Origin of the sequence: Bowmanella denitrificans, assembly GCF_002887595.1 — a bacterium.
GTDB classification, from domain to species: Bacteria; Pseudomonadota; Gammaproteobacteria; order Enterobacterales; family Alteromonadaceae; genus Bowmanella; species Bowmanella denitrificans.
Genome location: NZ_PEBU01000004.1, coordinates 61,387 through 85,889 on the forward strand (window position 1 = coordinate 61,387; position 24,503 = coordinate 85,889).

Consider the following 24,503-nt stretch of genomic DNA (forward strand, 5'->3'; position numbering starts at 1 on the left):
TAAGTAATACAGATTTCGCTTTGCATTGTAGCTTTATTCCCGACCACGATTGATTGTTTGGCAACACTGGATTTACCCATTTCCGACCATAAAAAAGTGTCGTTTCGTTGATAGGCTTGTCGCTAAACAGAGACAGCTATAAGCCGAAACATGCTGGTTTTAAGCGTTCAATCAACAGAGTAAAGCAGTGAATATGCCTGAGTGGCTCGCTATGCCATTAGTATTAGGATAGGTTGCCAATCTCAGCTTAATTGTGAGCAAGAACTATTCCATTTTTTCCCGTACGGTGGCCCAGCGCACGGAGTCCACATATAAGCGTGTGACTTTATCAATTCCTAATTCCATCTTTTTGCATAAGCGCTGGGCTAAGGGCCAATCCGCAGCCTCGAATGCTTTAGCTGTATCCAGGTATTCAGCCAGTCGTCCTTGCCCTTGAATCAGGGCAGTTTTTATTGTCGGGCTTAGCGGTAACTTTTCTAAAAGCTCGGGCAGGGATGCATCCAGCAAGCCGTCCAGCAACGACAGCATGCCGGTGAGAAAGGCACCTGCCTCGCTACTTTCCTGACCGGGCTGAGCGCTAAGGTGTTCACAGAATCTGGCGCGAACCAGCGACATGACGGTCAGGGCTGCCGGTTTGCGGTCAGAAAATTGTGCAGTAAACAATAACGACACAAATCGTCTAAGCTCCTGCAACCCCAATGTGATGATTGCCTGCTTAATGTTGGTGATGTCATTGCGTCGTTTAAACAGCGGCGACTGTGCGTAACGTAGCAATTTAAACGACAGGTTCACGTCGGTTTCAAATACGGTTGTGATAGCCGCGATATCCGGATCCTCGCCTGCCAGCTCGGTCATTAGTCTAGCCACTGTCAACTGTGAAGGGTCCAGCGTACGGCTGCGCATTACCTCTGGCTTGCTAAAGAAATAGCCCTGGAAATAACTGAAACCCATTTCAATAGCCTGGTGAAATTCTTCATGGGTTTCCACCTTTTCGGCCAGTAGCTTGATACCGGGGTAAGGCTCGGCGGCGCGTTTGATCTCATTGATTTGCTCGGCACTGGAAGCGCGCAGGTCAACTTTGATAATGTCGATATAAGGAAAAAAGTGCAGCCAGACCTTTTTGTGTTCGTAATCGTCCAGGGCAATCTGGTAGCCCTTTTCCTTAAATTCCTTGCAGATATTGAGTAACTGGCGGGTAGGGGGCACAGATTCGAGGATTTCCACCACCACTTGCTCTTTAGGCAGCAATAAAGGGTAGCGCTGCAGCAAGGTTTCCTGGGTGAAATTGATAAAGGCCAGTTTGTTTTCTGTCAGGGTATCCAGGCCCAGATTGAACTGCAGGCCTTCGATAATCTTGGATGTGGCCATATCTTCGCCTACATCCGGAAAGACATTTTTCAGACTTTCTCTAAACAACAGTTCGTAGGCTACCAGCGTTTTTTCCCTGTCCAGGATTGGCTGGCGCGCTGCAAAAAACGCCATCTTTATTCTTTGTTCCGGTTAAATCCAACCGCTATAACTTATCACATAAGATGTTAATTGCATGGAATATTTCGGTAACAAAAAACAAGCCCGGCAAACGCCGGGCTGATTATCAGGCAAGGTCAGCTTTGAGCTTTTCTTCCATGGCCTGGAAGGTATTCTGCATACCATCGCTTGGCGGTGATGACAGGTGACTGACGATCAATACCGTGACAGTACAAAGAATAAAGCCGGGCACGATCTCGTACATCCAACTGCTGAGCGACTGGCCATTAATGGTGACAGGTGCGTAAATCCAGAATAGCACCGTCGCGGCGCCTACCAGCATGCCTGCCAAAGCGCCAGCGCGGGTCATACGTTTCCAGAACAAACTGATAATAATCACCGGACCAAAGGCCGCACCAAAGCCCGCCCAGGCGTTGCTGACCAGGTTCAATATGGAATTTTGTGGGTCCCAGGCCAGGGCAATGGCCACAATTGACACTAGCAGCACCGACAGGCGGCCCACCAGAACCAGCTCTTTCTCGCTGGCGTCTTTACGCAGGAAAGCCTTATAAAAATCGCCGGTCAGGGAACTGGATGTGACCAGCAACTGTGAGGAAATGGTGCTCATAATGGCCGCCAGAATAGCCGCCAACAGGAAACCACCAATCAGCGGATGGAACAGGAATTGGGAAAATACCACAAAGATAGTTTCCGGATCGTCCAGGGTCATTTTAGTCTGCGCCACATAGGCTACACCGACAAAACCTGTCGCCACCGCACCAATCAGCGATACGATCATCCAGCTCATACCGATACGGCGTGCCTTTGGGATGGATTTCACCGAATTAATCGCCATAAAGCGCACAATAATATGTGGCTGACCAAAATAGCCCAGCCCCCAGGCTAACAAGGAAATAATCCCCAGCGCTGTCAGCGCCTCACCGGTTTGAGCATTGGTGAAAAGATCCAGCATGGCGGCATTTAGCTGGCTGATATCGGCATTGACCTGACTGACACCGCCAAGATGGCTGAATGCCACTACCGGCACCAGTACCAGAGAGATAAACATAATGCAGCCCTGCACAAAGTCGGTCATGCTCACCGCCAGAAAGCCACCGAACAAGGTGTAAGCCGCGACAACACCGGCAGTCACAAACAAACCTGTGCTGTAATCCATGCCAAAGGAGCTGTCGAATAGCTTACCTCCGGCCACCAGACTGGCTGAAGTGTACAGGGTGAAGAAGACAATAATCACCAGAGACGAGAAGATTCGCAGGAGTTTCGACTTATCTTCAAAGCGATTGGCAAAATAATCCGGAATGGTGATGGAGTCATTAGCGACTTCGGTATAGACCCGCAGGCGCGGCGCCAAGATTAGGTAGTTTAAAAATGCGCCCACAACCAGACCGACAGCTATCCAGATTTGTGACAAGCCGGCCAGATAAATGGCACCGGGAACCCCCATCAGCATCCAACCACTCATATCTGAAGCACCCGCCGATAATGCGGTGATACCGGGGCCAAGTTTCCTGCCACCCAGCATATAGCCGGATACATCGTCGGTAGAGGTGCGGTAAGCGTAAAGGCCTATGCCGAGCATGGCGATAAAATATAAGGCAAGCGATATTAAGGTGCCGGTTTCCACTAAGGTCTCCTGTGTTGTTGTTCTGACCAGAAGGCAAAAAATTGCCTGTCGCAATTTTTAACGCCAGTCTTTCAACGGCGGCCCACAAGGCTTCCTCCATCATGGAGGCAAAAAATAGTCCGACCATGGCCGGACAGGAAAATGAGAAAATTCAGTTAATTGCATTATCATGCTAACAAGTCGTTAATCTTTTCTCCAGAGGACTTATGCAAGTCAATTTTCGCTGGTGTAAATTCCAGCAATTACAGTTACTGGAATTGCACAATATTTTTGCCCTGCGTCAGCAGGTGTTTATTGTCGAGCAGCAAAGTATTTATACCGATATTGACGGACTGGATCCTGCCAGTTGGCATCTTTTGCTGGAAACCGCTGATAAGGTCTTACTGGGGTATGCCAGATTAAGAGCTGACCGCGCGCTTGGCTGTTATAAGTTTGAACGAATCCTGCTGGCGGAGCCTGCCAGAGGCACTGGCCTGGCAGGACAACTGATCGAGCAACTGCTGGATAAAGCCGCGCAGCTAAGGGAATACAGTTTGCTAAAACTCAGCGCCCAGAGCCATTTGCAAGATTTTTATGCAAAATGGGGCTTTATCGCCATGGGGCTGGAGTATGACGATGGGGGAATTTTGCACCGGGATATGCAGCGCGTTTTATAATCGTCAATACATAGCATGAGTTGCCGCCAGACTGGCTGGCGGCCTCTGTATGGTTAATTCAGCTGTTTAAACTGAATACTGCTGGGGTAATCATTACTGTGGTAAAGCCTGTGCTCGGCTTTAACAAAGTCGCTTTCCTTGGCTTCGAAGATATTCCCCACATATTTTTGTGGATTGCGGTCCAGGAAAGGAAACATGCTGCTTTGCACCTGAATTTGCAGTTTATGACCGCGTTTGATGGTGTGCAGTACATCATACAACTGGAAGCTGACCAGCGTTGGCTTGCCTGCTTCAAAAGGCTTGGGTTGACTCATGCTGTCGCGAAAACGACCTCGCATCACGCCCCAGCGCACCAGCTCATGACGATTGCCGGTGTTGGCATCCACTTTGTCATCATCAAAGGTTTTACCAGGAAAAACGTCCACCAGCTTAACCACAAAATCGGCATCGCCCTGATCGGTTGACACCCACAAGTTGACATCAATTGGCCCGGCCAGGGTCATATCCTGCTGTGCAGGCTCGGTTTCAAAGACCAGCACATCGGTGCGGCGGGCGGCGAATCGTTGGTCTTCTGCCATATAAGGTTTATCCCAACCACGACTGACCTTGGCGGAGTGGGGCACAGGTTTGGCCGGATCGCTGATGTAACTGTCAAAGCCACCCTGGCTATCGGGCTGGCTGCGCAATTGCTGATGCGCGGCAAAATACAAGGTGGTTTCCTTACCCTCTTTGGGTGGCCACTGGGCAAATTGTCGCCAGCGATTGGCTCCGGTTTCAAACATGGTTGCCTGCGCGAGTGCGGCTGATTGCTCGTCCTTCAGGTGCTGTTTAAAAAAAGGTAACAGCACATGATGCTGGAACCAGTCACTGGTATCAAAGCCGAACTGCGCTTCCCCCATGACATCACCTTTACCGCGGTTCCACTGGCCGTGGTACCAGGGGCCCATAATCAATCTGACATTATCTGCCTTATTCGCCTTCGACATGGTTTGATAGGTGGCCAGTGGGCCGTACAGATCCTCAGTATCGTACCAGCCGCCTACCACTAATGTGGCGGGTTTCACTTTATCTAAATGCTGCAACACATTGCGGGCTTGCCAGTAATCATCATAGTTAGGGTGCTCTGTTAATTCGTTCCAGAATGGCCGTTCGCCTTTGAAGTACAGTTTATTGACGTTAGTTAACGGGCCAAGCTTTAGGAAAAAATCATAGCCATCCGGGGTTTGCTCCTTCATTTTGTCCGGCCAGGCGTAGTGCAGGCCGTGACGCTGCTTATCAAAGCTGTCAAAGAACAGAAACGCCATGGGCGTCACAAAGGCGCCGTTGCGGTGAAAATCATCATAAAACCAGTCGGCAATAGGCGCCTGAGGGGAAATTGCCTTTAATGCTTTATGGCTGTTTATGGCCGCCACTGAGGTATAGTAGCCGGGGTACGAGGTGCCCCACATGCCGACCTTACCATTATTGTTGGGCAGGTTCTTAACCAGCCAGTCAATACTGTCATAGGTGTCAGTGGCATCATCCGCTGCTTTACCGCCTTTTTGGTAGGCGTTCTGTGGGCGCATATTCACGTATTCGCCTTCGGACATAAATTTGCCGCGCACATCCTGGAATACAAAAATAAAGCCCTCTTTTTCAAAAATTTCACTGGGACCAAGGGCGGTTTTGTAACTGCTGGCACCATAAGGGGCGACCCGATAGGGGGTACGCTGCATTAAAATCGGGTAGGTCTTGGATTTGTCGTAAGGGATATACACTGAAGTGAACAGCTTGACCCCGTCACGCATAGGGATCTGGTATTCATACTTGGCATAATGCGCGCGAATATAGTCAGCGCGCGCCTGTTGCTGTTGTTTCGCCTGCTCATCGGCTACTGCAGTGGGTAGAAATATGACCCAACAGAGCAGGCCCAACAGCCAGTTTAGGTGTTTGTTTTGCATTGTTTTATTCCTGTTTTGATAGCCCCCTGACCATACACCCTATCGACGTCAAATCGTACTGCAGATTGAGGCAACTTGAGGCCAGCGAAAGGTCAACATCGATAAACTGCATTTCCATTCGGAAATTAAAAAGCCCTGAAAAACAGGGCTTTCAAACATTACACCGTTTTGGTTTTCCAATTACCACGGCGGAAGTACCAGATGCCCACTAGCGCCAGTAAGGACTCGGCGATGGTGATGGCCATAAATACGCCGTTGGTGCCTAACTGCATATATTTGGCTAATCCATAGGCCAGCGGGATCTGTAGCATCCAGTAGCACAGGAAGTTAATCCAAGTTGGGGTCATAGTATCCCCCGCGCCATTAAAAGCCTGTACTACAATCATGCCGATACCGTAGAAACCATAACCATAAGCAACAAAGCGCAAGCAGTTTACCCCGTCGCGAATCACCTCAGGATCTACCGTAAACAGGCCGATTATGCCTTCAGCAAACAGGATAAAGATCACCGCCACGCTGAGCATAAAGTATAGGTTGTATCTGGCGACCCGCCATACCGACTGTTCGGCTCTGTCTGGCTGACCCGCGCCCAGGTTTTGCCCCACCAGGGTAGCAACGGCGTTACTCATGCCCCAGGCAGGTAATATGGTGAAGATCACTACCCTGATGGCGATGGTGTAACCTGCCACTGCCGCACTGCCATAGGTAGAGACAATGCGTACCAGTGCCACCCAACTGGCGGTTGCAATCAGGAACTGCAGGATGCCGCCAATACTGACCTTGATCAGCCCCAGCATCACCTCAAGCTGGGGTTTAAGCTCTGCCAGCCCAACCTTAATGCGACTGGCATGACCGCGCAGATGGTAAAGCTGATACAACACCCCCACGCCCCGACCAATAGTGGTGGCTACTGCTGCGCCGGTGACGCCCATTTCTGGGAAGGGACCGACGCCGTATATCAGCAAAGGATCAAGTACGATATTCAGACCATTGGCCAGCCACAAAGAGCGCATGGCCACTGAGGCATCACCGGCTCCGCGGAAAATGGCGTTGATCAAAAACAGGTACAGGATGGTGATAGAGCCACACAGCATCACCAAGGTGTAATCGGCACCTATTGCCAGTACTTTTTCGTCCGCCCCCATCAGGCGCAGAATGTCCTGGGAATAGACCAGTCCGATAAATGCCACCATGGCCGATACCAGCATTCCCACCCACAGGGCTTGCCCGGCAACCTGATTGGCTTTTTGCGGATTGCCTTCGCCGATACGCCGGGCGACCAGAGCGGTAATGCCCATACTCAGACCAATGGCCACCGCATAAAGAATGGTCAGCACGGCTTCGGTCAGGCCGACTACGGCCACGGCTTCAAAGCCTAAGGACGCGACAAAGAAGATATCCACAATAGCAAAGATGGACTCCATGGCCATTTCCAGCACCATGGGTACTGCCAGTAAGAAGGCTGCTATGCCAATAGAGCCCTTAGTGAAGTCATGTTGTACGTCGCCCTTAAGGGCTTGCCTGAACAACTGATACAAGCTTGGACGTTGAGTTTGTTCCGTCATAACGATTCCAATAATAAGCGGCATCAACCGATTGCAGTCCAGCGTAGATAAAGACGCCAAGGGTGAGCAGACGGATCAATGCCAAAAAAGCGATATTTGTGTGGGCCAAAGCCCAGTATTTTTATTTAGTTGCCAGATAACCTGGCTGGGAGGTTCCCGATCAAATCAGTTATTTGGTACACCGACAAATTCGATCGAAGCGGGATGTGACCGGAAACCCACAGACAATATCAGCCATGCAAAGTGTGTCTTGCATAGAGGAAGCTGACTTGTTCATTGGACTTCTCCGGTTTGGGTGAGAGGTTACTAATGTGCCAACAGTCACGCGTCGAGTCAACACATCGGTGGTAGAAAACTTGTTAAAAAATGCAATCATAAACAAGACAGCAGGGCAGGCCCCGATGGGAGCCGTATTGCCGCTACGCGGAAAAGCGCAATCTGGTTTTCAGTTTTTCTTCCAGCGGCACTAACTGCTGCTGTTTGTCGCCGACCAGAATCAGGCTGGCTTGCTGCATGTCCAGGGTTTTACCCTGATAACGCTTATCGCTGAACGCATCATCGGTTTTTTGCCCTTGATGATGGGGAACGATAAACACTGTTACTTTCCCTTGTGGACTCCCCACCACCAGATGCAAACTTTTAACATGCTTAAAATGGCAAAAATTGGCGTAGTAAACCTTACCGATATCGGCGGTAAACTCTCCACCGAAGCTGGCCAATTTGGCATTTACCTGCGTCAGGCTAATATCTTCATCTACTATCAGCGCTTTTTCTTCATGATAAATATGCGCCAGGGCATTTTCGGTTAAGTCCACTTCGACTGGACCTTGTTGCCACAGCACAAAGCTCAGGCCCACCATTAATACGAACGACGCTGCCAAACCCAGTGTCCAGTGACGGCGTTGCCGCTGTTGACGGAATTCCTGCATAGATTGGCGTAACAGCAGGCGCTGGGCCATACCCTCTGGTACCGCCACATGTGCCGCGCGTTTGATACGTTCATCCAATTGCTTTGCTTCCTGCCAGGCTTGCGCTTTGGCTGGCTCTTTGCCGGCCGTGTGTTTTAGCCGTTCATCCTGACTGTGAGGATCGGCATAAATGGTACGGCGAAATTCTAGATCATCCATTTTTACGTCCCCGATTCTGCTCGGCACTTTCTAATGCCTCTTTAATCTGGTTTCTTGCTCTGAACAGGCGTGTCATTACGGTGTTCTTGTTTAAATCCAACTGCTGGGCAATTTCATCGCCGCTGTAGCCAAAAATCACCTGCAGCATCAACGGCTCGCGATATTCTTCAGCCAGTGAGGCGATAAGCCGGTGAATTTCTTGTTGTTGTAACTGTTCATCATGCTCCGGCCCCTGATCGGCCAGGCTGTAATCGTCCATATCCACCAGATCAAATTGTTTACGTTCAAAACGACGGGCATTTTCACGGCGAAGAATGGTAATCAGCCAGGACTTGGCTGCCTTTTCGTCGAGCAGGGAATCCAAAGATTTCCAGGCACGCAGAAAGGTTTCCTGCACAATGTCTTCGGCCACGGCCTTATCGCCCACCAGCCAGTATGCATATCTGTAGATATCACCGTGAAGGGCCTGCACCAGCGCTTCATAGCGTTTTTGTTTATTTGCCATGTCAGCATGGACCGAGGCAGACGGACTTTGCTTTCGAAAAAACATTGGCGTATTCAGTTCCCTGGCTTTTTATTTGTATAGTCTAATAAAAAAGTCCGGCAATCCGGACTTTTCTGGTCTCAGTTCAGGCCTTTTTGCCCTGCCACCCATTGCTGGATTTTGCTTTGCAGCAAGTTCAGTGGCAACGGACCATGTCTGAGCACCTCATCATGGAAACCCCTGAAGTCAAACTGCTCACCCAGTTCATCCATGGCGTATTGACGCAGCTCCATAATTTTCAACTTGCCGACCATATACGCTGTCGCCTGGCCGGGCATGGCAATATAACGCTCTATAGCTTTAGTCGAGTCGCCTTGTGAATTCGGGGTATTGTCCAGCAGGTATTGTATTGCCTGTTCGCGGCTCCATTTTTTGCTATGTATCCCCGTATCCACAACCAGCCGGCAGGCTCGCCATAGTTCCATGGCCAAACGACCAAAGTCGGAGTAGGGATCCTGATAGAAGCCCATATCCTTTGCCAGTTCCTCGGTGTACAAACCCCAACCTTCAGAATAGGCGGTGAAACTCAGATACTTCTGAAAGTCTGGTAAACCTTGTAACTCCTGAGAAATGGCCAATTGTAAATGGTGGCCCGGAATACCTTCATGGTAGGCCAACGCTTCCATTTGGTAGATTGGCATGTCCATCATATTGTATAGATTTGCATAATAGATACCGGGACGACTGCCGTCAGGGGAGGGACGCTGATAAAATGCTTTGCCAGCGGATTTTTCCCTGAACGCTTCTACTCGTTTTACAATCATGTCTGCTTTAGGCAACAAACCGAAGTAGCTGGGTAGTTGCGTACGCATTGTGTCAATCAGGGCTTTGGCTTCGCTGAGATACTGCTCCCGTCCCTCATCGGTATTAGGGTAATAGAATTGTGCATCGTTACGCATAAAGGCAAAAAAGTCCTGCAGACTGCCTGCAAAGCCCACTTTCTGCATTATCTGACGCATTTGCTGGTGAATGCGGGCAACATTGTCCAGACCCAACTGGTGAATCTGCTCAGCATTCAGGTCTGTGGTCGTGAACCAGGCCAGGCGATTGGCGTACCACTTATCGCCGTCCGGTAAGCGCCATACCCCGTCCCCTTCGGGAGATAAATCCCGCTGATGGCTGAGTTCTTGTATAAGCGCTTCGTAAGCTGGCTTAACCTGCTCGATAAGTGCTGCCCTGGCATTGTCCAGCAATGTCTGTTTTTCCTGCGCAGGCAGTTCGAGCTTGGCCACTTTGTTGTTAAAGTCTTCCCATAGGGTTGATGCCACGTCACTGCTATCAAAGGGAGCACCGCTGATGACGTTTTGTGAGGCTACCAGCATCTGCTCGTAAGACCATTTAGGTGGAAATACACCAAGTTTCTCACGGATTTTAAGTTGTTCGACAACCTGGTCAAACAGAGGCTTGATACCTTTTAGCCTGGCGATATACGCCTGGGCGTCAGCACTATCGCCAATGCTGTGTATATTGATCAGAAAACTCGGTACCTGCGTGTGCCAGGCGCTGAATTGATCCATGATATAACTATGATGCCGGAACTGATCATTGGCCACTCGGCGTTCCAAATCCACTTTGTACAAAGCAAGGCTGAGTTTTTCCTGTTCACTGAGCTTGCTTTGATCAAACTGCGCGGCGGTCGCCAGTCGCTTTTGTCTGATGGCTGCACTTTGTTCGGCCGCTTGCTCTGATACGTCATCCCATTTGTCATAATCCCACTTTAGCCCCCGGTAACTTTGCGTCATGGGGGAACGACTTAAATCCTCGTCATAGCTTTGCTGGAAAAATTCAGCCAGTCGCTGGGACTCTGTTTGCACTGTCTGTTCTGTTTCAATATCTGTTTGTTGTGGGGGCTGTGCAGGACTGCAGGCACTGATAGCCAGCGCAATCAGGCTGGCCTTGAAGAGTTGGTGAGGTTGCATGAGCATCTCCTAGTGTAATTATGGTTATATCAGGTGATCTGCAGACTCACCAGGCCAGTGCCTGGTCGTTGTCTGCGCGTCTTATGCTCCTTGCGAATAGCGGTCAGAATAGCTTTCAATTGCTCACTGCTCCAACTCGCGCCTGTTTGTGCATAGCGGCTGGCCAGTAACTGTTCGACAGCTTCATCTAATTCCTGGTTGTTCAGACGATGACGGTGCTGCACCAGATTGGCCGAATGGCCGGTCAATCGATCCAGCCAGCGAGGCAGAAGCTGCAGTGTCTGTTGACCGTCTGCGGCTTTGATTGCCTGTAACAGGGCTTGCCAGGTCGCCTGTTCACCGTCAGTGTCCGGAACTGTGTGGTTAGCGGACACCTTAGTGCGACTTTGCCACCACCACAGTAACAGGGTCAACAACCACAAGACCAACAGTACAGTACTGCTGACAGACCACCATTGCGGTACATCCTTTTCAACCACCTGCACTTGGTCTTCAGTCTGAGATTCTTCGTCACTGGCCAGTGGGACAGGAGTGATGGCTTGTGGCGGTGGCGCCAAGCCAGTGGTGCCAGGCGCAGCCGGCAATACCTGAATGGTTTTGCTCGGCAGGGTGGCGAATTCGGTTTGGCGGGTAACGATATTAAACCAGGGCACTCGTATTTCCGGTAAGGTCAGTTCTCCCGTATGGGCAGGAATAATCGCCACCGATTCCACCCGCTGGGCAACCAGGGTGTCATCTTTTTCTACCGTGGTGCTGTTGGCCTGGTCCGGGTAGGTTTTTATGCCTGCTGGATACTGAGTTTCCATGGCCGGTAATTGTTCTTCCACCACACCCAGCGCGGTCAGCGTTACAGTGCGGGTAATAGGTTCTCCTACCCGGTACTCATTATTGGTGCCTTGCCATTCCTCATGCACTTCAACATATTCGCTGGGAAGCCAGTGATAGGGGTAAGCTGCGGGAATAGGCAACACCTCGATATCAATGGAAGGGCCGACCCGGCTAATAGTTTTGGTCTGGTTGAAAAAGCCAAAAGACTGACTGTTACGTTCAATCACTTCACCATCAAACAGAGGGCCTTCGATAGTGAAAGTGCCGCTGGTCTGGGGAATAATGGCAAAACGGCGCTCAATTACCCGGTAGCGCTGACCATTGGCAATTTCATTGTATTCTTTGTCCTTGCCAATCTGACGAATATCAGCCCCCTGGAGTTTAGGCGCAGCCAGACTGCCACGCTGCAGGTCCCGGGCCAGATACAGTTTGACGCTATAGTGGATCTGCTGCTGCAGATACACCTGCTCCAGATCGGCTTTGGTTTCGATGTAGATATCCCTGGCCTGTCCGCGGGTCGCAGCACTGGCAGGCAGTACCATTAACGTGATGGGCTGGCTGCGTACACCGTCAATTTCAAATGCCGGGATCTGAAAGCGGCCGGGTTGACGGGGAATCAACTGGGTGGTCCATTTGGTCGTGCGGGTCATATCAAAATTGACAATCTGGGTTTGCGTGCTGACGGAGGTACGCCCAACCACGAAGTCTTTCAGCAGCGCAGATGGATCGAATCTGTCACTGTCCACCGAGTCATTAGCGGTTACTTCCAGTACTATACCTTCGTCCACCATGGCCGGATTTTTGTCTACCGAGGCTAATACTTCGGTAACATCGGCATAGGCCAACGGAGTCATTGCCAGACTAATCAGCAAAGACAGTGAAATGTAATGAGCATATTTGAAAAAGGTCGATTGCATCACCAATTCCTTTGAACGCGGTTAGGCAGGGTATGACGGCGGCGTTGCTGGTTTTCCAGCAACATTTTTCTTTTCAGCAGATAAGCAGGATCATCCGGAACTTTGCGCAGCAAATTCTGCAGACGTTGCTGTTCCTCTCGCTCTTCATCGGTCAGTGGCGCTTCCTGAGCCTGAGCTTGTTGAGACTGTTCCTGCTGTTGTTGATCCTGTTGCTCAGATTGCTGTTGTTCAGATGCTTGTTGATCCTGTTGATCTTCTGGCGATGGCTGGTCTTGCTGTTGCTGGCTTTCACCTTGCTGCTGATCCTTTTCAGATGACTGTTGCTGACCATTCTGCTGATCTTGTTGCTGTTGGTCCTGCTGCTCATCCTGTTGTTGATCTTGCTTGTCTTGCGGCTGACTGTTTGATGACGGCGGCTGTTGCTGCTTCTGCTGCTGTTTCATTTGCTCAAGTAAGGCCTTATTTGCCTTGGCATCGGCGTGATCAGGCTGTGCCTCAAGCACTTTATCGTATGCTGCGATGGCTTTATCCAGTTCACCCAATTGGGCCAGGGCATTGCCAGCATTATACATGGCCTCCACGCTATCCAGTTCCGAGAATGCCTGTAAAGCGGCGTCAAAATCTCCTTGCTTGTAATGGCTGGCACCACGCCACATTGGATCGTCAAAGACTTTTGCGGCTTGTTCAAAATCCTTGTTATTAAAGGCTTGCTGGCCCTGCTGATCGCCGCGTTGCCACATATCATCCCACCAGCTTGCCTGAACCGGCCGACTGATTAGAGGACTGATCAGTAGTGCTGCCAGTGCCACGCTGAGAATACCGCGGCGAAACGCATATGCAGCCACAGGCAGCAATAGCAATAATAAATAGGGCCCTTCTTCAGCCCATTGATCGCCAGCCTGCTGTTGTTCGTCTTCATTGGTGTCACGGGACAGCAAAGCCTGACTGGTCAGGTAATCTATATCAGTGTCATTGGCCTGCAAACTGACATAACGGCCCTGACCTTTTTCAGCCAATAACTGCAGATTGGCCTCGTCCAGTCTTGGGATCACAATGCTGCCATCTGCTTGTTTCAGCAATTCACCATTGGTTAGTTTTATCGGCGCGCCCTGGTTGGTGCCAACGGCCAGAATAGATAAGCGGTAGGGGCTTTCAGCAATAATATGACTAATAGGCGCAACCTGACTGGGTTCCACTCCATCGGTGATCCAGAATATTTCCCCTTGCTGATACCCCGCATTTTGCAGTAGCTCAACGGCTAAGCGCAGTCCGTCACTGGGCTCACTGCCAGCCACCGGCATAATTTCCGGCGACAAACTGGGGATCAGGGTAGTGAGGTTCTGTGCATCCGAACTCAAGGGACTAATCATAAAGGCTTCGCCAGCATAGGCGACTAGTCCTGTTTCCCCCTCGGCAATAGCGTTCACCAGATCAATGGCTTTGTATCTGGCCCGGGTCAGACGATCCGGGCTGATATCAGTGGCGCGCATAGACAACGACATGTCCATCACTACCACCTTGCCTGTATGTAACTGAAAGACCGGTTGCGGCAGCCTTTCCCAGCTCGGCCCGGCCAGGGCGATAACGGCCAGCAGCCATCCCAATGCCAGCAGGCTCAGCGGCGGGCGCTGGCCTGCGTTGGCGGAATCCGTCACCAGATGACGATATAAATGGCCGGCCAGCACGCCTTGCCAGCCTGACTGGTGTCGACCCAGATATCGCAATGATATCAGCAGTGCTACAAGCGGCAGCAGTGCCAGTAACCAGCCAGGGCGTAGAAAATGAAACTGACTGAAGTCCATTATGCTGGTCTCCTTAAACTCGCTGTCAGCCAGCGCGTAACCGGAATCAGACAGAGCAAAACGGATAGCAACAAAGCAACACTTAAAGGATAGAAATACAACGCAGTTTGCGGGCGCATCTGACGACTTTCGCGGGCAATAGGTTCCAACTCATCCAATTTGCTGTAAATGGCTTCCAGGCCCTGGGTGTCGCGGGCGCGAAAATATTGCCCACCGGTACTTTGAGCCAGCTGAGTGAGCATTTTTTCATCCAGCTCCTGTGACGGATTGACCTGACGGGTGCCAAAAAAACTTTGCACCAGCATACTGTCGGCACCAACACCGATGGTATAGACAGTGACGTCGTGCTGAATGGCCAAATCGTTAGCTTGTTTTGGGGTAATGTTGCCGGCTGTATTCTGACCATCGGTCAACAGGATCAACACGCGGTTGGATTCTTTACGTGCCTCAAAGCGTTTTACCGCCAGTCCGACCGCATCGCCAATCGCCGTTTGTTCGCCCACCAGGCCGATAACGGCCTCATCCAGCAACTGGTGTACGGTTTCTCGATCATAAGTCAGAGGTGCTTGCAGATAGGCCGTATCGGCAAACAGAATCAGACCAAGTCGATCCCCGACGCGGCGCTGGATAAAGTCACCTAACACATGTTTAATCATTACCAGGCGGTCCACGGCCCGGCCATTGACCTGCATATCTTCCACTTTCATCGAGCCGGATAAGTCAACCGCAATCATTAAATCACGGCCCTCGGCAGGCACATTAACCGGCTCTCCCAGCCATTGCGGGCGAGCCGCCGCCAATACCAGGCATATCCAGGCCAGTATTGCTGCGAAAATTCTCAATCTGTTGCTGGTGGCTTGTTTGTTGGTGCCAACGAAACCCGCATCCACTCTCGGTACTTTTAGTGCCGCGCTATGGCCCTGATGGCGTTCGGGTAATAAGCGGAAAATCAGAGGTAACGGCAAGGCCAGTAGGGCCCAGAGCCAGGCAAATTCAAACATCACTGGCCTCCTTCAAACGGCGTTTGCTAGGGGGCAGGGCATGCTTAATCCAAAACCGGGTCAAACGGCGATAGGATTCGGCATCATCCAGCGACGGGTTTGGACGATAAAGACCATCCAGCAGCGGTTGATAGCCCTTTGCAAATGTCGCACGATGCTTGGTCGGTAATAAGCTGGTCAGCAAATTCAGCCACTGCTGCTGGTGCAAGGCCGCGCTGCTCTCTCTGGGCAGGTAGCTTAGAGTCAGGCGTTTCAACAGGGCATTGAGCCCGGCTGGCCAGTCAGCTTGTGATAAATCCAACCGGTTTAATTCGTCAAGCGCCTGAAGCACGGCCAGGCGTTTGCGTCTGGCCCGTATGTATACCAGTATCAAGCCAATCAACAAAGCCACTGCAACAATTGCCAGTAACCACCAACCATAAGCCGGTGGCCAGGCACTGACAGGATCGGGCAGATGGATATCTTTAAGTTCACTCAGGGGATTGTTCTTCATCGTCTGTTCGCCAACTGCTGTTCCAGTGGCATAGCACTGGACACCGGTAATACCTGACAACGGCATTGTTTCAGCAGATGCACCATGGCCTCTGTTTGCTGCTGATGTCTTTGCTGGTATTGCTCAGCAGTCTGCTTTTCTCCAAGCAGCAAGGTGCGTTGCTCGTTGCCGTCGGTCACACTCACCAGTTGTGGCACTTTCACCGATGGCAAACTGTGTTCAAAGGGATCGCTTATCGGGTAAGCCATCAGTTCACAATGCTGGCCGAGGCGATGCAGATGTTGCCTGGCAGTATCATTGAGTTGGCTGAAGTCGCTGATCAGGAATATCAGACTACCGGGACGGGCCAGCCTGCGCAATCTGGCGCAAGCGTCACTGAAACTCAGTTGTTGCGGCCGCTGCTGGTTTGGTTGATGTAGTTGCATCAAGCCGCTTAACAAGGACAGTACGGCTTTTTGTCGGGTTAACGGTTTGTATTCAAGGTGCTGATCCTGGTTATAAAGCAGGCCGCCAATTCTGTCACCGCGCTTGCGGGCAGACCAGGCAATCAGTGCTGTCAGATGGGCTGCCTGGACAGACTTAAATAAAAAACGGGTACCAAAATGCATACTGGCTGACAAGTCAGTAAGAATGAAGATAGGTCGCTCTTTTTCTTCCCGGTACAACTTGGTGTGGGTTTTACCGGTTCTGGCCGTAACCCGCCAGTCAATGGCGCGAATATCATCGCCTGGCTGATAATGCCGGGCTTCATCAAATTCCATCCCCCGGCCTTTGGTCTTGGCCAGATAGGTCCCGGCCAGTTTGGCCTGAATGGTTTTTCGGGGTGACAAATCCAGCAGGCTGGTTTTGCTTTGGTAATACAATAACTCACGAATCGACAGATTAATGCCGTCGCTGTGGTGTTGTGTCAACCAATGCGCTACATCCTGCAAGGGTTGCGATTGTGTGCTGACCACTTGCTGCTCCCTCACTCGACTCAGGGTACGGGTACCAGTTCCAGGATCCTGGCTAACACCTGATTGCTATCGATACCTTCTGCCTCGGCGTCGTAAGACAGCAGCAAACGGTGGCGTAACACATTGTGGAATACTGCCTGAATGTCATCCGGGCCGACAAAATCGCGCCCTTGTAACCAGGCGTGGGCTCGGGCGCAGCGGTCCAAGGCTATAGTGGCACGTGGACTGGCACCAAATTCGATCCAACCGGCCAATGCGCTGTCCAGTGCTGCAGGCTTGCGCGTGGCCATAATCAGTTGCACCAGATATTGTTCCAATGATTCGGCCAGATGAATTTTCAATACTGCTTCACGGGCGGAAAAGATATCCTGCTGCGTCAGGCTTGGGGCACTGACCTTGGCTTGGTGCAGAGCTTCATCGCGGGTCAGGCGCAAAATGGCCAGCTCAGTATCTGCACCCGGGTAATCAATTTCCAAATGCATCAAAAAGCGGTCGAGCTGTGCTTCCGGCAGTGGGTAGGTGCCTTCCTGCTCAATCGGGTTCTGTGTGGCCATAACCAGAAACAGTTCAGGCAATTGATAGGTTTTATTCCCCACTGTGATTTGGCGTTCCGCCATGGCTTCCAGCAGGGCGGACTGCACCTTGGCGGGCGCGCGGTTAATTTCATCCGCCAATACCAGATTGTGGAACAGCGGACCACGTTGGAAAACAAAACTGCCGTCTTCCGGACGGTAAATATCCGTACCGGTTAAATCGGCCGGTAGCAGATCCGGGGTAAATTGTACCCGATGAAAGTCCCCTTCAATGCCTTTTGCCAGGGCGTTTACGGCGCGCGTCTTGGCAAGCCCGGGCGGGCCTTCCACTAATAGGTGGCCATCAGCTAAAAGGGCAATAAGAATATTCCTGGTCAAGGTGGACTGCCCTAACACCTGGGAGTCTAAATAGGCTTGCAGTTGTTTGAATTGTTCGGCTGCCATTGTACTTCCGTCATTTGCTAATTGTTGCGTTGTGCCTTTATGTCATCCTGCAACAGTATGTTCAGTATATAAAGGCTGCCTCTGCGCATAGAGCGTGAAAGCGCAACAGGATGATGCTCTTTGAGGCCTAAGTCTATATAGGGTTCCAACACGGAAATACAATGTTACAACTATTAAATGGTGGAATTTTGGGTTGTGGCACTGCGTTGTACCAAGCTTGATGGGGGCTAAGCGTGTCATCGGTGCAGAAAATAGATGGTTGGCTTGTGTGAAAAATAATCAGATATTTTTCATGTGGTTAGAAATGTAAGCAAAAAATCGTGAGGTAAATTGCTGGTTTAGTATGCGGTTTCTAAATTCCTTCCGTAATCTTAGCAACGTGGATACAGCTAAGGAGTCCAATCATGAGCAAATTAGAGAATATCAAGAGTAAAGTGAATGAAGCCGAAGATTTTGCCCGCAAAATCTGGTTGGCTGGTCTGGGCGCCTACGGTAAGAGCCTGGACGAAGTACAAGGCCGTTATGAAAAGCTGAATGCCGAAGCGTCCAAAGTATTTGACGACCTGGTTGAAAAAGGCACCAAGATCGAGTCCGAAACGAAGGACAAGATCAAGGAAAAAACCAATGTTGAAGCCCGCGTTGCTGAAGTACGCAAGAAGTTGGGTTTGGACAAGCCGGATATGGAGCAGAAGGTGGAAGAACTGTCTGCCAAAATTGATGCCTTGACGGCAGCGGTTGCCAAGCTGGCTGATAAGCAAGCGAAGTCCTGATAAATAAGCCCGGCATTGCCGGGCTTTTCACGCTTTGATAGCAGTACTTTGGGCTGCTTTAAGGGTTTGTGTAACAGGCCGTTATGTACCGCATGTTGGCACGCGGATAAGGAGAAACTGATGAATCGTAACAAGAAAACTGAACAACCCGGACGTAAGGCCTGGTTGGCCGGGGTCGGTGTTTATGGTCAGAGCCGTGAGTTCAGCGGTGAAAAACTGGACAAACTGGTAGAAGGTTCGACCGATTTGGTGGATCAACTGATAAGCCGTGGTGAAAAAGTGGAGCAGGATTTGCGCTCGCGCTGGCAAACCCCTGCCTGGTTACGCCAACGTATGCAGGTATTTAAGAATACCCTGGCGCCGGGCCAAGATGCATTGTCAGATGCCACGGCACGTTTAGACAGCGTATTGAAGGAATTGCAAAGCGTAGTGGATGCTGGTTTAAAAGCCCAGGAACAGCAGGCCAGCCCAAATGATGCGCAGACGACCAAGGCCGAAGCAAAGCCGCAGGAAAATGCTGCAGAGGCGAAAAGCGACAGCAAAGACGCAGCAAGCTCATCCACTGCTACAGCGAGTGGTGCGAAAACAGCAACGACTGAAACCAAAGCGAAGCCATCGTCAACCAATGGCCCCCGCACCAGACGCAGTACCAGTAATACCGCGAGCAAAAGCAGCTCTTAACTGGGGTTTACTTGGGCAGTTCGCGAACCGGGCGGATTTCTATGCTACCCAAGCGGGCCGGTGGAATACGTCCGGCCAATTGGATGGCTTCATTTAAGTCTTTGGCCTCCATCAGGTAAAACCCGGCCAACTGTTCTTTGGTTTCGGCAAAAGGGCCGTCTGATAACTGTAACTGCCCGGCCCTGATCCTGACGGTACTGGCGGTATCGGTCATTTGCAGGGCATTACCACCGATACAATGGCCTGAACCCCGTACTTGCTCACCAAAGGCAATGCATTCTTTATTCAGATCCAGCCATTGCTGCTCACTCATATCGCGGATAATTTGTTCATCGTAATAAACAAGGCATACGTATTTCATTGCTGGTTCCTTAAATCAGTATTTTTCGGCGAAAAGTGGCGGTTTTTACCGGGGTGTTTTGTTCTGGTTGAGGTTGTGGAGAGCGTTCTTTCTGATGCTTTACCATGTTCAGCTCCTTTATGTGATATTCCAGTGTTAGTCGTATGGTCGACAACCAGATCGACATGGCTATACATTTAATTCCGACAATCGTTTGTGCAAAAAGCGCTGTTCCGGCCCTTGTTTAGTTAACGCCAGTGCTTGTTGATAGCAAATGCGGGCCTGTTCATGGCAATTCAGTCGTCGGTACAGATCGGCCATGGCGGCGTGGTAAAGATGATAGCCGGCCAGTTTATCCTGTAAGCCCTGCATCTGCTTGAGTCCAGCCTGCGGACCGTCACGCATGGCAATGGCGGCGGCCCGGTTAAGCTCTACTACCGGACTGGGAGAGGCCTGCAGCAGCAGTTCATAAAGTTGTACAATACGCTTCCAGTCGGTGTCGGCAAACTGTCTGGCCATGGCGTGTTGGGCGGCAATGGCGGCTTGCAAGGTAAAACTACCTATTTCTTTACTGGTCATGGCTTCCTGGACTAATACCAACCCTTGCCGAATCTGGTGAAAATCCCACTGTCTTCTGTCCTGAAACTCCAGTTGTACTATTTCCCCCTGCTCTGAATAGCGGGTCGCACGTCTGGCATCCTGCAGTAACATCAGGGCCAACAGACCACTGACCTCTGCGTCCGGCAATAACTCTCTGAGCAAATGTCCCAGTCTGATGGCCTCATTACAGAGTTCCTGTCGGATTAAATCATCGCCGACAGTGGCTGAGTACCCTTCATTAAATACCAGATAGATAACATGCAGCACTGATTCCAGTCGCTGTGGCAACTGTTGTTGCTCTGGGATTTCATACGGAATACCTGCATCGCGGATTTTGTTTTTAGCGCGCACAATACGCTGAGCCAGTGTGACAGGGGATATCAGAAAAGCGCGTGCGATCTCTTCGGTGGTCAGGTCGCAAATTTCCCGTAAGGTCAGCGCCAGTTGCGCTTCAATGGCCAGCGCCGGGTGACAACAAGTGAAGATCAGCCTGAGCCTGTCGTCTTCAATATCTGGCTGACTATCGTAATCAGGGGCGTGGGCCGTAAGTGAATCTTCGGCCAGTTCGTCTTGCAATTGGTTAAAGCGTTGCTGGCGGCGCAGTTGATCTATGGCTTTAAAACGACCGGCGGATACCAGCCAGGCACGGGGATTATCAGGTATGCCCTCGGTGGGCCATTGTTGCAGCGCGGCACCAAAAGCCTCCTGTAGGGCTTCCTCTGCCAGGGTAAAATCCCCCAGCAGGCGGATCAACGTCGCCAGGACACGTCGGGATTGCTGTCTATAGATGGTTTGAATATGCGCCTGAACAACTGCAGCCCCTTGAGTTCCGTTTTGCGTATCCCGCATCCATCCTGTCCTGCCGATAATCGATACAGGAGGGTAACAGCTACCACTGTTGATGAAAATCCTCTTAAGGTTACATTTTGTACCTTGTGTATGGGGGCCAGATTTTGCTAACCAGCCACACTACGTTGGTTGGATGGCGCAGGCAGGTTGCTGAGAATTCTGGCTTCACGAAGTTTCAGTAACTTCAGGTAGTGACGGAAACTTTTGCTGATTTGGGTACTGCGCCGAATCATATCCAACTGCGGCCAGGTTGCCCGTTCACCACTGTGAATCAGTTCACTGATACTTTGCTCACTGGGATTGGCAAGCAGATACTTAAAACTGGCCAGCTTCTGTTCGGGCAGTATGTTGATATCCCCAACATACTGCTGATCAATGATAGAGCGCAGCTTATGGATCCCCAGCTTTGCGGCTTTGCCAGGTACCAGATTTTCCAGAATATCAAAGGCATAAATACTATTGCTCTTGGCCAGACCGGTTAAATGACGCTTGGTTAACGCCAGCAGGCCACGACTGTGCTGTTTGCGTCGGGACAAGAAGGGCACGGCCAGTGGATTGGTTTGACTGACAATACTGTGGTTGACCCCATACAAACGTGCAAGTCGGGAAAAGGGCATATCGGCCATTAAAGAGCCATCGGCAAAACGTCGGCTGGGAATGTAGGGCACAATGTCGCCAGCCTGGTTGCGGGCCTTTAACTGTACTGGGGCGAACACCAGGGGAATGGCGCAGGATGCGCGCACGGCCTGAGTGATGATGGCATTGGGAGACGTTTTGGCGTTGAGCAGGCGCGAATACTGATGCAAATCGGCGGGTGATACGGTAATCGTCACGTGGCGACCGGTAAGATTGTAGGCATCTTCAAACGTCAGCAGATCAAATAGTTCAATCAGGGCATTTTCCAGATTGGTGCTGTCTAACCAACTGCCGCGGCCCGGTCCTTGCCAGATGCTCCATTTGTGGAAACGGGAAAAGATCGCCTCGGGGGTCAGCATATCCAGCAACTGTTCATCCTTACGGGTTGCCACTAAGGCCGCCACAATAGAACCGGCGCTGGCGCCGGAAATCACCGGCGGCAGCAAGTCATGTTCAAGCAGTGAACGTACGACGCCGCAGTGAAAAAAGCCCAGTCCTGCACCGCCACTTAGCATCAGACAACTTTGTCCATAGGCGTGGGTGGTTTCCTCAAAGAACGACAGCTTCTCGTGAAAATCAATATCCGCTTCGTCGGCGTTATAAATAAATTCCAGGGCAGAACAAACTTCGTCAAGGAATTCCTGGATCAGTACTTTTGTGCCCACTTTACTGTGATTGGCCAGTTCCGGATTGGAAATATTGGCCAGATTGCCATGAATGCCTTCATGCAAAATGAACATCAGACCGGCTGCATCGTTATTGGCTTTGGCTGTTTTCATGCGCTCGACACGCTTACGGATCAGGCGAAAATCGTAATCGTTGGATTTATCCTCATGTTTCCAATCGTCGGCGCCTGACAGGCGATCATGTTCCAGGCTGGCTTCCAGAAACTCCTGATAGCTGGCCGCATGATCAATGGCTGCCTGCAGCTTGTTTAATGCCTCTTTATTTGCCATATACCACCCCGACAATCAGATTTCGCTCTATGGCTTAATAAAATGCGAAAAAATTGGAAACGGCAACCTAATTTCCGTACTTAGCGACAGGCAACCCAAATCCGCGCTTATTCGGTATTCAATCCTTATTAAACCTTGCATTCACAGGCAAAATCCGTACAATACTGCGGCCCTTCAACCTGGCATCTATGTCTGGATTGCAAGGGCAAGTAAGGTAATGTCAACGCTTAACGAGTTTAGAGGCAACTATGGTTACTATTCGTTTACAGCGTGGTGGCGCTAAAAAAGCTCCATTTTATCAGGTCGTGGTGGCTGACAGCCGCCGTGCGCGCGATGGTCGTTTCATCGAAAACATCGGCTTTTTCAACCCGACTGCTCAAGGTCAGGAAGAGAAACTGCGTATCGATCTGGACCGTGTTGAGCATTGGGTTGGTGTAGGTGCAAGCCTGTCTGACCGCGTTGCTCGCTTGGTTAAAGATGCAAAAAAAGCAGCGGCTTAAGCCTGTCTGCTGAGGTATAGGAATGAGTGACGCGTCTGAAACTCTGGTGGTAGGCAAAATCGGTGCACCTTATGGTGTAAAAGGTTGGGTCAAGATCACCTCTTATACCGAACAACCGGAAGATATCTTCACGTATGCGCCCTGGCTTTTAAAGTCAGAAGGCGGTTTGAAGGAACTGAAGGTTGACCAATGGCGTGAACATAACAAAGGTTTGATTGCCAAGCTGGTTGGGGTCGAAGACAGAGATGCAGTCGACAGACTGAAAAATCTGGAAATTGTGATTTCGGCTGAGCTGCTTCCTGAATTGGAAGAAGGTGATTTTTACTGGCGTGATCTGGTGGGTATGCAGGTCGTGACCGAGAAAGGTTACAACCTGGGGACCGTCAGGGAATTGTTCGAAACCGGCTCTAACGACGTGCTCGTGGTTAAAGCCAATATTAATGACGCCTTTGGACAAAAAGAACGCATGATCCCATACCTTGTTGACCAAGTGGTTAAACAGGTGGATCAGGCGGCCAAAATCATCACAGTGGATTGGGAACCGGATTTCTGATGACCCGCAAGTTTTGTGTGGTCAGTTTGTTCCCTGACATGTTCGACAATTTCACCCAACAGGGTGTATTTGGTCGGGCGGTCAAGTCCGGCTTGTTACAGGTCGAGTGTTTCAATCCGAGAGACTTTACCCATGATAAGCATCGTACTGTGGACGACCGACCTTATGGCGGTGGCCCTGGTATGCTGATGATGGTGCAGCCGCTGACTGACGCCATCCATGCGGCCAAACAGGCTGCAGGGGAAAACCCTAAAGTGATTTATTTATCACCTCAGGGTAACAAGCTGGACCAGCAAGGAGTGAGACGGCTTTCCGAAACGGAAAACCTGATTCTGGTTGCTGGCCGCTACGAAGGCATCGACGAGCGGGTCATAGAAGCCGAAGTTGACGAAGAATGGTCAATCGGTGACTACGTACTCAGTGGCGGGGAACTCCCGGCCATGGTGTTGATGGACGCGATAGCGCGATTTGTGCCCGGTGTGCTGGGACATGAACAATCCGCTGAGCAGGACTCCTTTAATGAAGGCCTGTTGGATTGTCCGCACTATACCCGTCCTGAAAATCTCGACGGTCGCCTGGTGCCAGACATTTTATTGTCTGGTAACCACGAAAAAATCAGGCAGTGGCGGTTAAAACAGTCGCTAGGGAGAACCTGGCAACGACGCCCTGAATTGTTAAACGACCTGGCTCTGACTGAGGAGCAAAAGCGATTATTGAGGCAGTTCCAAGATGAATTTGCCCAGCAGCAAACGCTTTTGCAGCATGATGACAGTTAATCCAG

22 protein-coding genes are annotated in these 24,503 nt (G+C 50.8%); 6 read left to right on the forward strand and 16 right to left on the reverse strand.

The genetic code is table 11. The features are described from left to right. Positions 1 to 264: 264 nt before the first annotated feature. Together CSR04_RS09450 and putP are read right to left on the reverse strand one after the other, a co-directional pair. On the reverse strand, positions 265 to 1,482 hold the full coding sequence (locus CSR04_RS09450) for an EAL and HDOD domain-containing protein (RefSeq protein ID WP_102796045.1): 1,218 nt from the start codon (positions 1,480 to 1,482) through the stop codon (positions 265 to 267). 112 nt (positions 1,483 to 1,594) lie between these two features. After that, positions 1,595 to 3,112, reverse strand: a complete 1,518-nt coding sequence (gene putP, locus CSR04_RS09455) for a sodium/proline symporter PutP (RefSeq protein WP_102796046.1) — start codon at positions 3,110 to 3,112, stop codon at positions 1,595 to 1,597. A 206-nt stretch (positions 3,113 to 3,318) separates the two neighbouring features. Here putP and CSR04_RS09460 point away from each other — a divergent pair, with 206 nt between their 5' ends. After that, positions 3,319 to 3,768: a GNAT family N-acetyltransferase gene (locus CSR04_RS09460; RefSeq protein ID WP_102796047.1), complete on the forward strand. Its 450-nt coding sequence runs from the start codon at positions 3,319 to 3,321 to the stop codon at positions 3,766 to 3,768. 53 nt (positions 3,769 to 3,821) lie between these two features. Here the strand turns inward: CSR04_RS09460 and CSR04_RS09465 are convergent, their stop codons facing one another. The 11 genes from CSR04_RS09465 to CSR04_RS09515 form a co-directional block, all read right to left on the reverse strand. Continuing rightward, entirely contained in the window at positions 3,822 to 5,708 is a 1,887-nt protein-coding gene (locus CSR04_RS09465) for a CocE/NonD family hydrolase (protein WP_102796048.1), read from the reverse strand. 158 nt (positions 5,709 to 5,866) lie between these two features. Continuing rightward, positions 5,867 to 7,273, reverse strand: coding sequence for an MATE family efflux transporter (locus CSR04_RS09470; protein WP_102796279.1), 1,407 nt, complete (start codon positions 7,271 to 7,273; stop codon positions 5,867 to 5,869). Positions 7,274 to 7,692: 419 nt separating this feature from the next. After that, positions 7,693 to 8,400, reverse strand: coding sequence for a DUF3379 family protein (locus CSR04_RS09475; protein WP_102796049.1), 708 nt, complete (start codon positions 8,398 to 8,400; stop codon positions 7,693 to 7,695). Then, positions 8,393 to 8,950 carry a sigma-70 family RNA polymerase sigma factor gene (locus CSR04_RS09480; RefSeq protein ID WP_102796050.1) on the reverse strand — a complete coding sequence of 186 codons (558 nt, stop codon included), beginning with the start codon at positions 8,948 to 8,950 and terminating at the stop codon, positions 8,393 to 8,395. Before CSR04_RS09480 ends, CSR04_RS09475 begins: the two co-directional genes overlap by 8 nt. A gap of 74 nt (positions 8,951 to 9,024) precedes the next feature. Beyond that, the gene (locus CSR04_RS09485; protein ID WP_102796051.1) at positions 9,025 to 10,863 is read right to left on the reverse strand and encodes a DUF885 domain-containing protein; all 1,839 of its coding nucleotides are present in this window, start codon (positions 10,861 to 10,863) and stop codon (positions 9,025 to 9,027) included. Between the two features lie 29 nt (positions 10,864 to 10,892). Then, the gene (locus CSR04_RS09490) at positions 10,893 to 12,608 is read right to left on the reverse strand and encodes a BatD family protein (protein WP_102796052.1); all 1,716 of its coding nucleotides are present in this window, start codon (positions 12,606 to 12,608) and stop codon (positions 10,893 to 10,895) included. Then, positions 12,608 to 14,410 (reverse strand): vWA domain-containing protein, encoded by a 1,803-nt coding sequence (locus tag CSR04_RS09495; protein ID WP_102796053.1) that lies wholly within the window; start codon positions 14,408 to 14,410, stop codon positions 12,608 to 12,610. The genes CSR04_RS09490 and CSR04_RS09495 overlap by 1 nt, the downstream gene beginning before the upstream one ends. Further along, entirely contained in the window at positions 14,410 to 15,411 is a 1,002-nt protein-coding gene (locus CSR04_RS09500; RefSeq protein WP_102796054.1) for a vWA domain-containing protein, read from the reverse strand. Before CSR04_RS09500 ends, CSR04_RS09495 begins: the two co-directional genes overlap by 1 nt. Then, positions 15,404 to 15,904, reverse strand: a complete 501-nt coding sequence (locus CSR04_RS09505) for a DUF4381 domain-containing protein (protein ID WP_172449302.1) — start codon at positions 15,902 to 15,904, stop codon at positions 15,404 to 15,406. Before CSR04_RS09505 ends, CSR04_RS09500 begins: the two co-directional genes overlap by 8 nt. Then, complete coding sequence (locus CSR04_RS09510; protein ID WP_102796280.1) at positions 15,901 to 16,836, reverse strand: DUF58 domain-containing protein; 936 nt, start codon at positions 16,834 to 16,836, stop codon at positions 15,901 to 15,903. Before CSR04_RS09510 ends, CSR04_RS09505 begins: the two co-directional genes overlap by 4 nt. A gap of 44 nt (positions 16,837 to 16,880) precedes the next feature. After that, positions 16,881 to 17,837 carry an AAA family ATPase gene (locus tag CSR04_RS09515; protein ID WP_102796056.1) on the reverse strand — a complete coding sequence of 319 codons (957 nt, stop codon included), beginning with the start codon at positions 17,835 to 17,837 and terminating at the stop codon, positions 16,881 to 16,883. Positions 17,838 to 18,241: 404 nt separating this feature from the next. Between CSR04_RS09515 and CSR04_RS09520 the strand changes: the two genes are divergently transcribed. Further along, the gene (locus CSR04_RS09520; RefSeq protein WP_102796057.1) at positions 18,242 to 18,607 is read left to right on the forward strand and encodes a phasin family protein; all 366 of its coding nucleotides are present in this window, start codon (positions 18,242 to 18,244) and stop codon (positions 18,605 to 18,607) included. 120 nt (positions 18,608 to 18,727) lie between these two features. After that, on the forward strand, positions 18,728 to 19,288 hold the full coding sequence (locus CSR04_RS09525; RefSeq protein WP_102796058.1) for a hypothetical protein: 561 nt from the start codon (positions 18,728 to 18,730) through the stop codon (positions 19,286 to 19,288). A gap of 7 nt (positions 19,289 to 19,295) precedes the next feature. On the opposite strand, the gene CSR04_RS09530 is transcribed toward CSR04_RS09525, so the two are convergent. The 3 genes from CSR04_RS09530 to CSR04_RS09540 all read right to left on the reverse strand — a co-directional run bounded on the left by CSR04_RS09530 (position 19,296) and on the right by CSR04_RS09540 (position 22,669). Further along, positions 19,296 to 19,649 (reverse strand): YciI family protein, encoded by a 354-nt coding sequence (locus CSR04_RS09530; RefSeq protein WP_102796059.1) that lies wholly within the window; start codon positions 19,647 to 19,649, stop codon positions 19,296 to 19,298. Between the two features lie 168 nt (positions 19,650 to 19,817). Continuing rightward, entirely contained in the window at positions 19,818 to 21,077 is a 1,260-nt protein-coding gene (locus tag CSR04_RS09535) for an RNA polymerase sigma factor (RefSeq protein ID WP_102796060.1), read from the reverse strand. A 107-nt stretch (positions 21,078 to 21,184) separates the two neighbouring features. After that, positions 21,185 to 22,669: a DUF3336 domain-containing protein gene (locus CSR04_RS09540; RefSeq protein WP_102796061.1), complete on the reverse strand. Its 1,485-nt coding sequence runs from the start codon at positions 22,667 to 22,669 to the stop codon at positions 21,185 to 21,187. A 248-nt stretch (positions 22,670 to 22,917) separates the two neighbouring features. Between CSR04_RS09540 and rpsP the strand changes: the two genes are divergently transcribed. From rpsP to trmD, 3 genes are read left to right on the forward strand one after another with little or no spacing between them, the layout of a single operon-like run. Continuing rightward, the gene (rpsP, locus tag CSR04_RS09545; RefSeq protein ID WP_102796062.1) at positions 22,918 to 23,169 is read left to right on the forward strand and encodes a 30S ribosomal protein S16; all 252 of its coding nucleotides are present in this window, start codon (positions 22,918 to 22,920) and stop codon (positions 23,167 to 23,169) included. Between the two features lie 22 nt (positions 23,170 to 23,191). Beyond that, positions 23,192 to 23,722 carry a ribosome maturation factor RimM gene (gene rimM / locus CSR04_RS09550; RefSeq protein WP_102796063.1) on the forward strand — a complete coding sequence of 177 codons (531 nt, stop codon included), beginning with the start codon at positions 23,192 to 23,194 and terminating at the stop codon, positions 23,720 to 23,722. Then, positions 23,722 to 24,498, forward strand: a complete 777-nt coding sequence (gene trmD / locus CSR04_RS09555; RefSeq protein ID WP_102796064.1) for a tRNA (guanosine(37)-N1)-methyltransferase TrmD — start codon at positions 23,722 to 23,724, stop codon at positions 24,496 to 24,498. Before rimM ends, trmD begins: the two co-directional genes overlap by 1 nt. The last annotated feature ends 5 nt before the right edge of the window (positions 24,499 to 24,503 follow it).

Excerpts from the sequence above, each read along its gene's own strand:
- CSR04_RS09450 (WP_102796045.1), bottom strand. The coding sequence starts at position 1,482 with ATGGCGTTTTTTGCAGCGCGCCAGCCAATCCTGGACAGGGAAAAAACG.
- CSR04_RS09460 (WP_102796047.1), top strand. The coding sequence starts at position 3,319 with ATGCAAGTCAATTTTCGCTGGTGTAAATTCCAGCAATTACAGTTACTG.
- CSR04_RS09465 (WP_102796048.1), bottom strand. The coding sequence starts at position 5,708 with ATGCAAAACAAACACCTAAACTGGCTGTTGGGCCTGCTCTGTTGGGTC.
- CSR04_RS09470 (WP_102796279.1), bottom strand. The coding sequence starts at position 7,273 with ATGACGGAACAAACTCAACGTCCAAGCTTGTATCAGTTGTTCAGGCAA.
- CSR04_RS09475 (WP_102796049.1), bottom strand. The coding sequence starts at position 8,400 with ATGGATGATCTAGAATTTCGCCGTACCATTTATGCCGATCCTCACAGT.
- CSR04_RS09480 (WP_102796050.1), bottom strand. The coding sequence starts at position 8,950 with ATGTTTTTTCGAAAGCAAAGTCCGTCTGCCTCGGTCCATGCTGACATG.
- CSR04_RS09485 (WP_102796051.1), bottom strand. The coding sequence starts at position 10,863 with ATGCAACCTCACCAACTCTTCAAGGCCAGCCTGATTGCGCTGGCTATC.
- CSR04_RS09490 (WP_102796052.1), bottom strand. The coding sequence starts at position 12,608 with ATGCAATCGACCTTTTTCAAATATGCTCATTACATTTCACTGTCTTTG.
- CSR04_RS09495 (WP_102796053.1), bottom strand. The coding sequence starts at position 14,410 with ATGGACTTCAGTCAGTTTCATTTTCTACGCCCTGGCTGGTTACTGGCA.
- CSR04_RS09500 (WP_102796054.1), bottom strand. The coding sequence starts at position 15,411 with ATGTTTGAATTTGCCTGGCTCTGGGCCCTACTGGCCTTGCCGTTACCT.
- CSR04_RS09505 (WP_172449302.1), bottom strand. The coding sequence starts at position 15,904 with ATGAAGAACAATCCCCTGAGTGAACTTAAAGATATCCATCTGCCCGAT.
- CSR04_RS09515 (WP_102796056.1), bottom strand. The coding sequence starts at position 17,837 with ATGGCAGCCGAACAATTCAAACAACTGCAAGCCTATTTAGACTCCCAG.
- CSR04_RS09520 (WP_102796057.1), top strand. The coding sequence starts at position 18,242 with ATGAGCAAATTAGAGAATATCAAGAGTAAAGTGAATGAAGCCGAAGAT.
- CSR04_RS09525 (WP_102796058.1), top strand. The coding sequence starts at position 18,728 with ATGAATCGTAACAAGAAAACTGAACAACCCGGACGTAAGGCCTGGTTG.
- CSR04_RS09530 (WP_102796059.1), bottom strand. The coding sequence starts at position 19,649 with ATGAAATACGTATGCCTTGTTTATTACGATGAACAAATTATCCGCGAT.
- CSR04_RS09535 (WP_102796060.1), bottom strand. The coding sequence starts at position 21,077 with ATGCGGGATACGCAAAACGGAACTCAAGGGGCTGCAGTTGTTCAGGCG.
- CSR04_RS09540 (WP_102796061.1), bottom strand. The coding sequence starts at position 22,669 with ATGGCAAATAAAGAGGCATTAAACAAGCTGCAGGCAGCCATTGATCAT.
- rpsP (WP_102796062.1), top strand. The coding sequence starts at position 22,918 with ATGGTTACTATTCGTTTACAGCGTGGTGGCGCTAAAAAAGCTCCATTT.
- rimM (WP_102796063.1), top strand. The coding sequence starts at position 23,192 with ATGAGTGACGCGTCTGAAACTCTGGTGGTAGGCAAAATCGGTGCACCT.
- trmD (WP_102796064.1), top strand. The coding sequence starts at position 23,722 with ATGACCCGCAAGTTTTGTGTGGTCAGTTTGTTCCCTGACATGTTCGAC.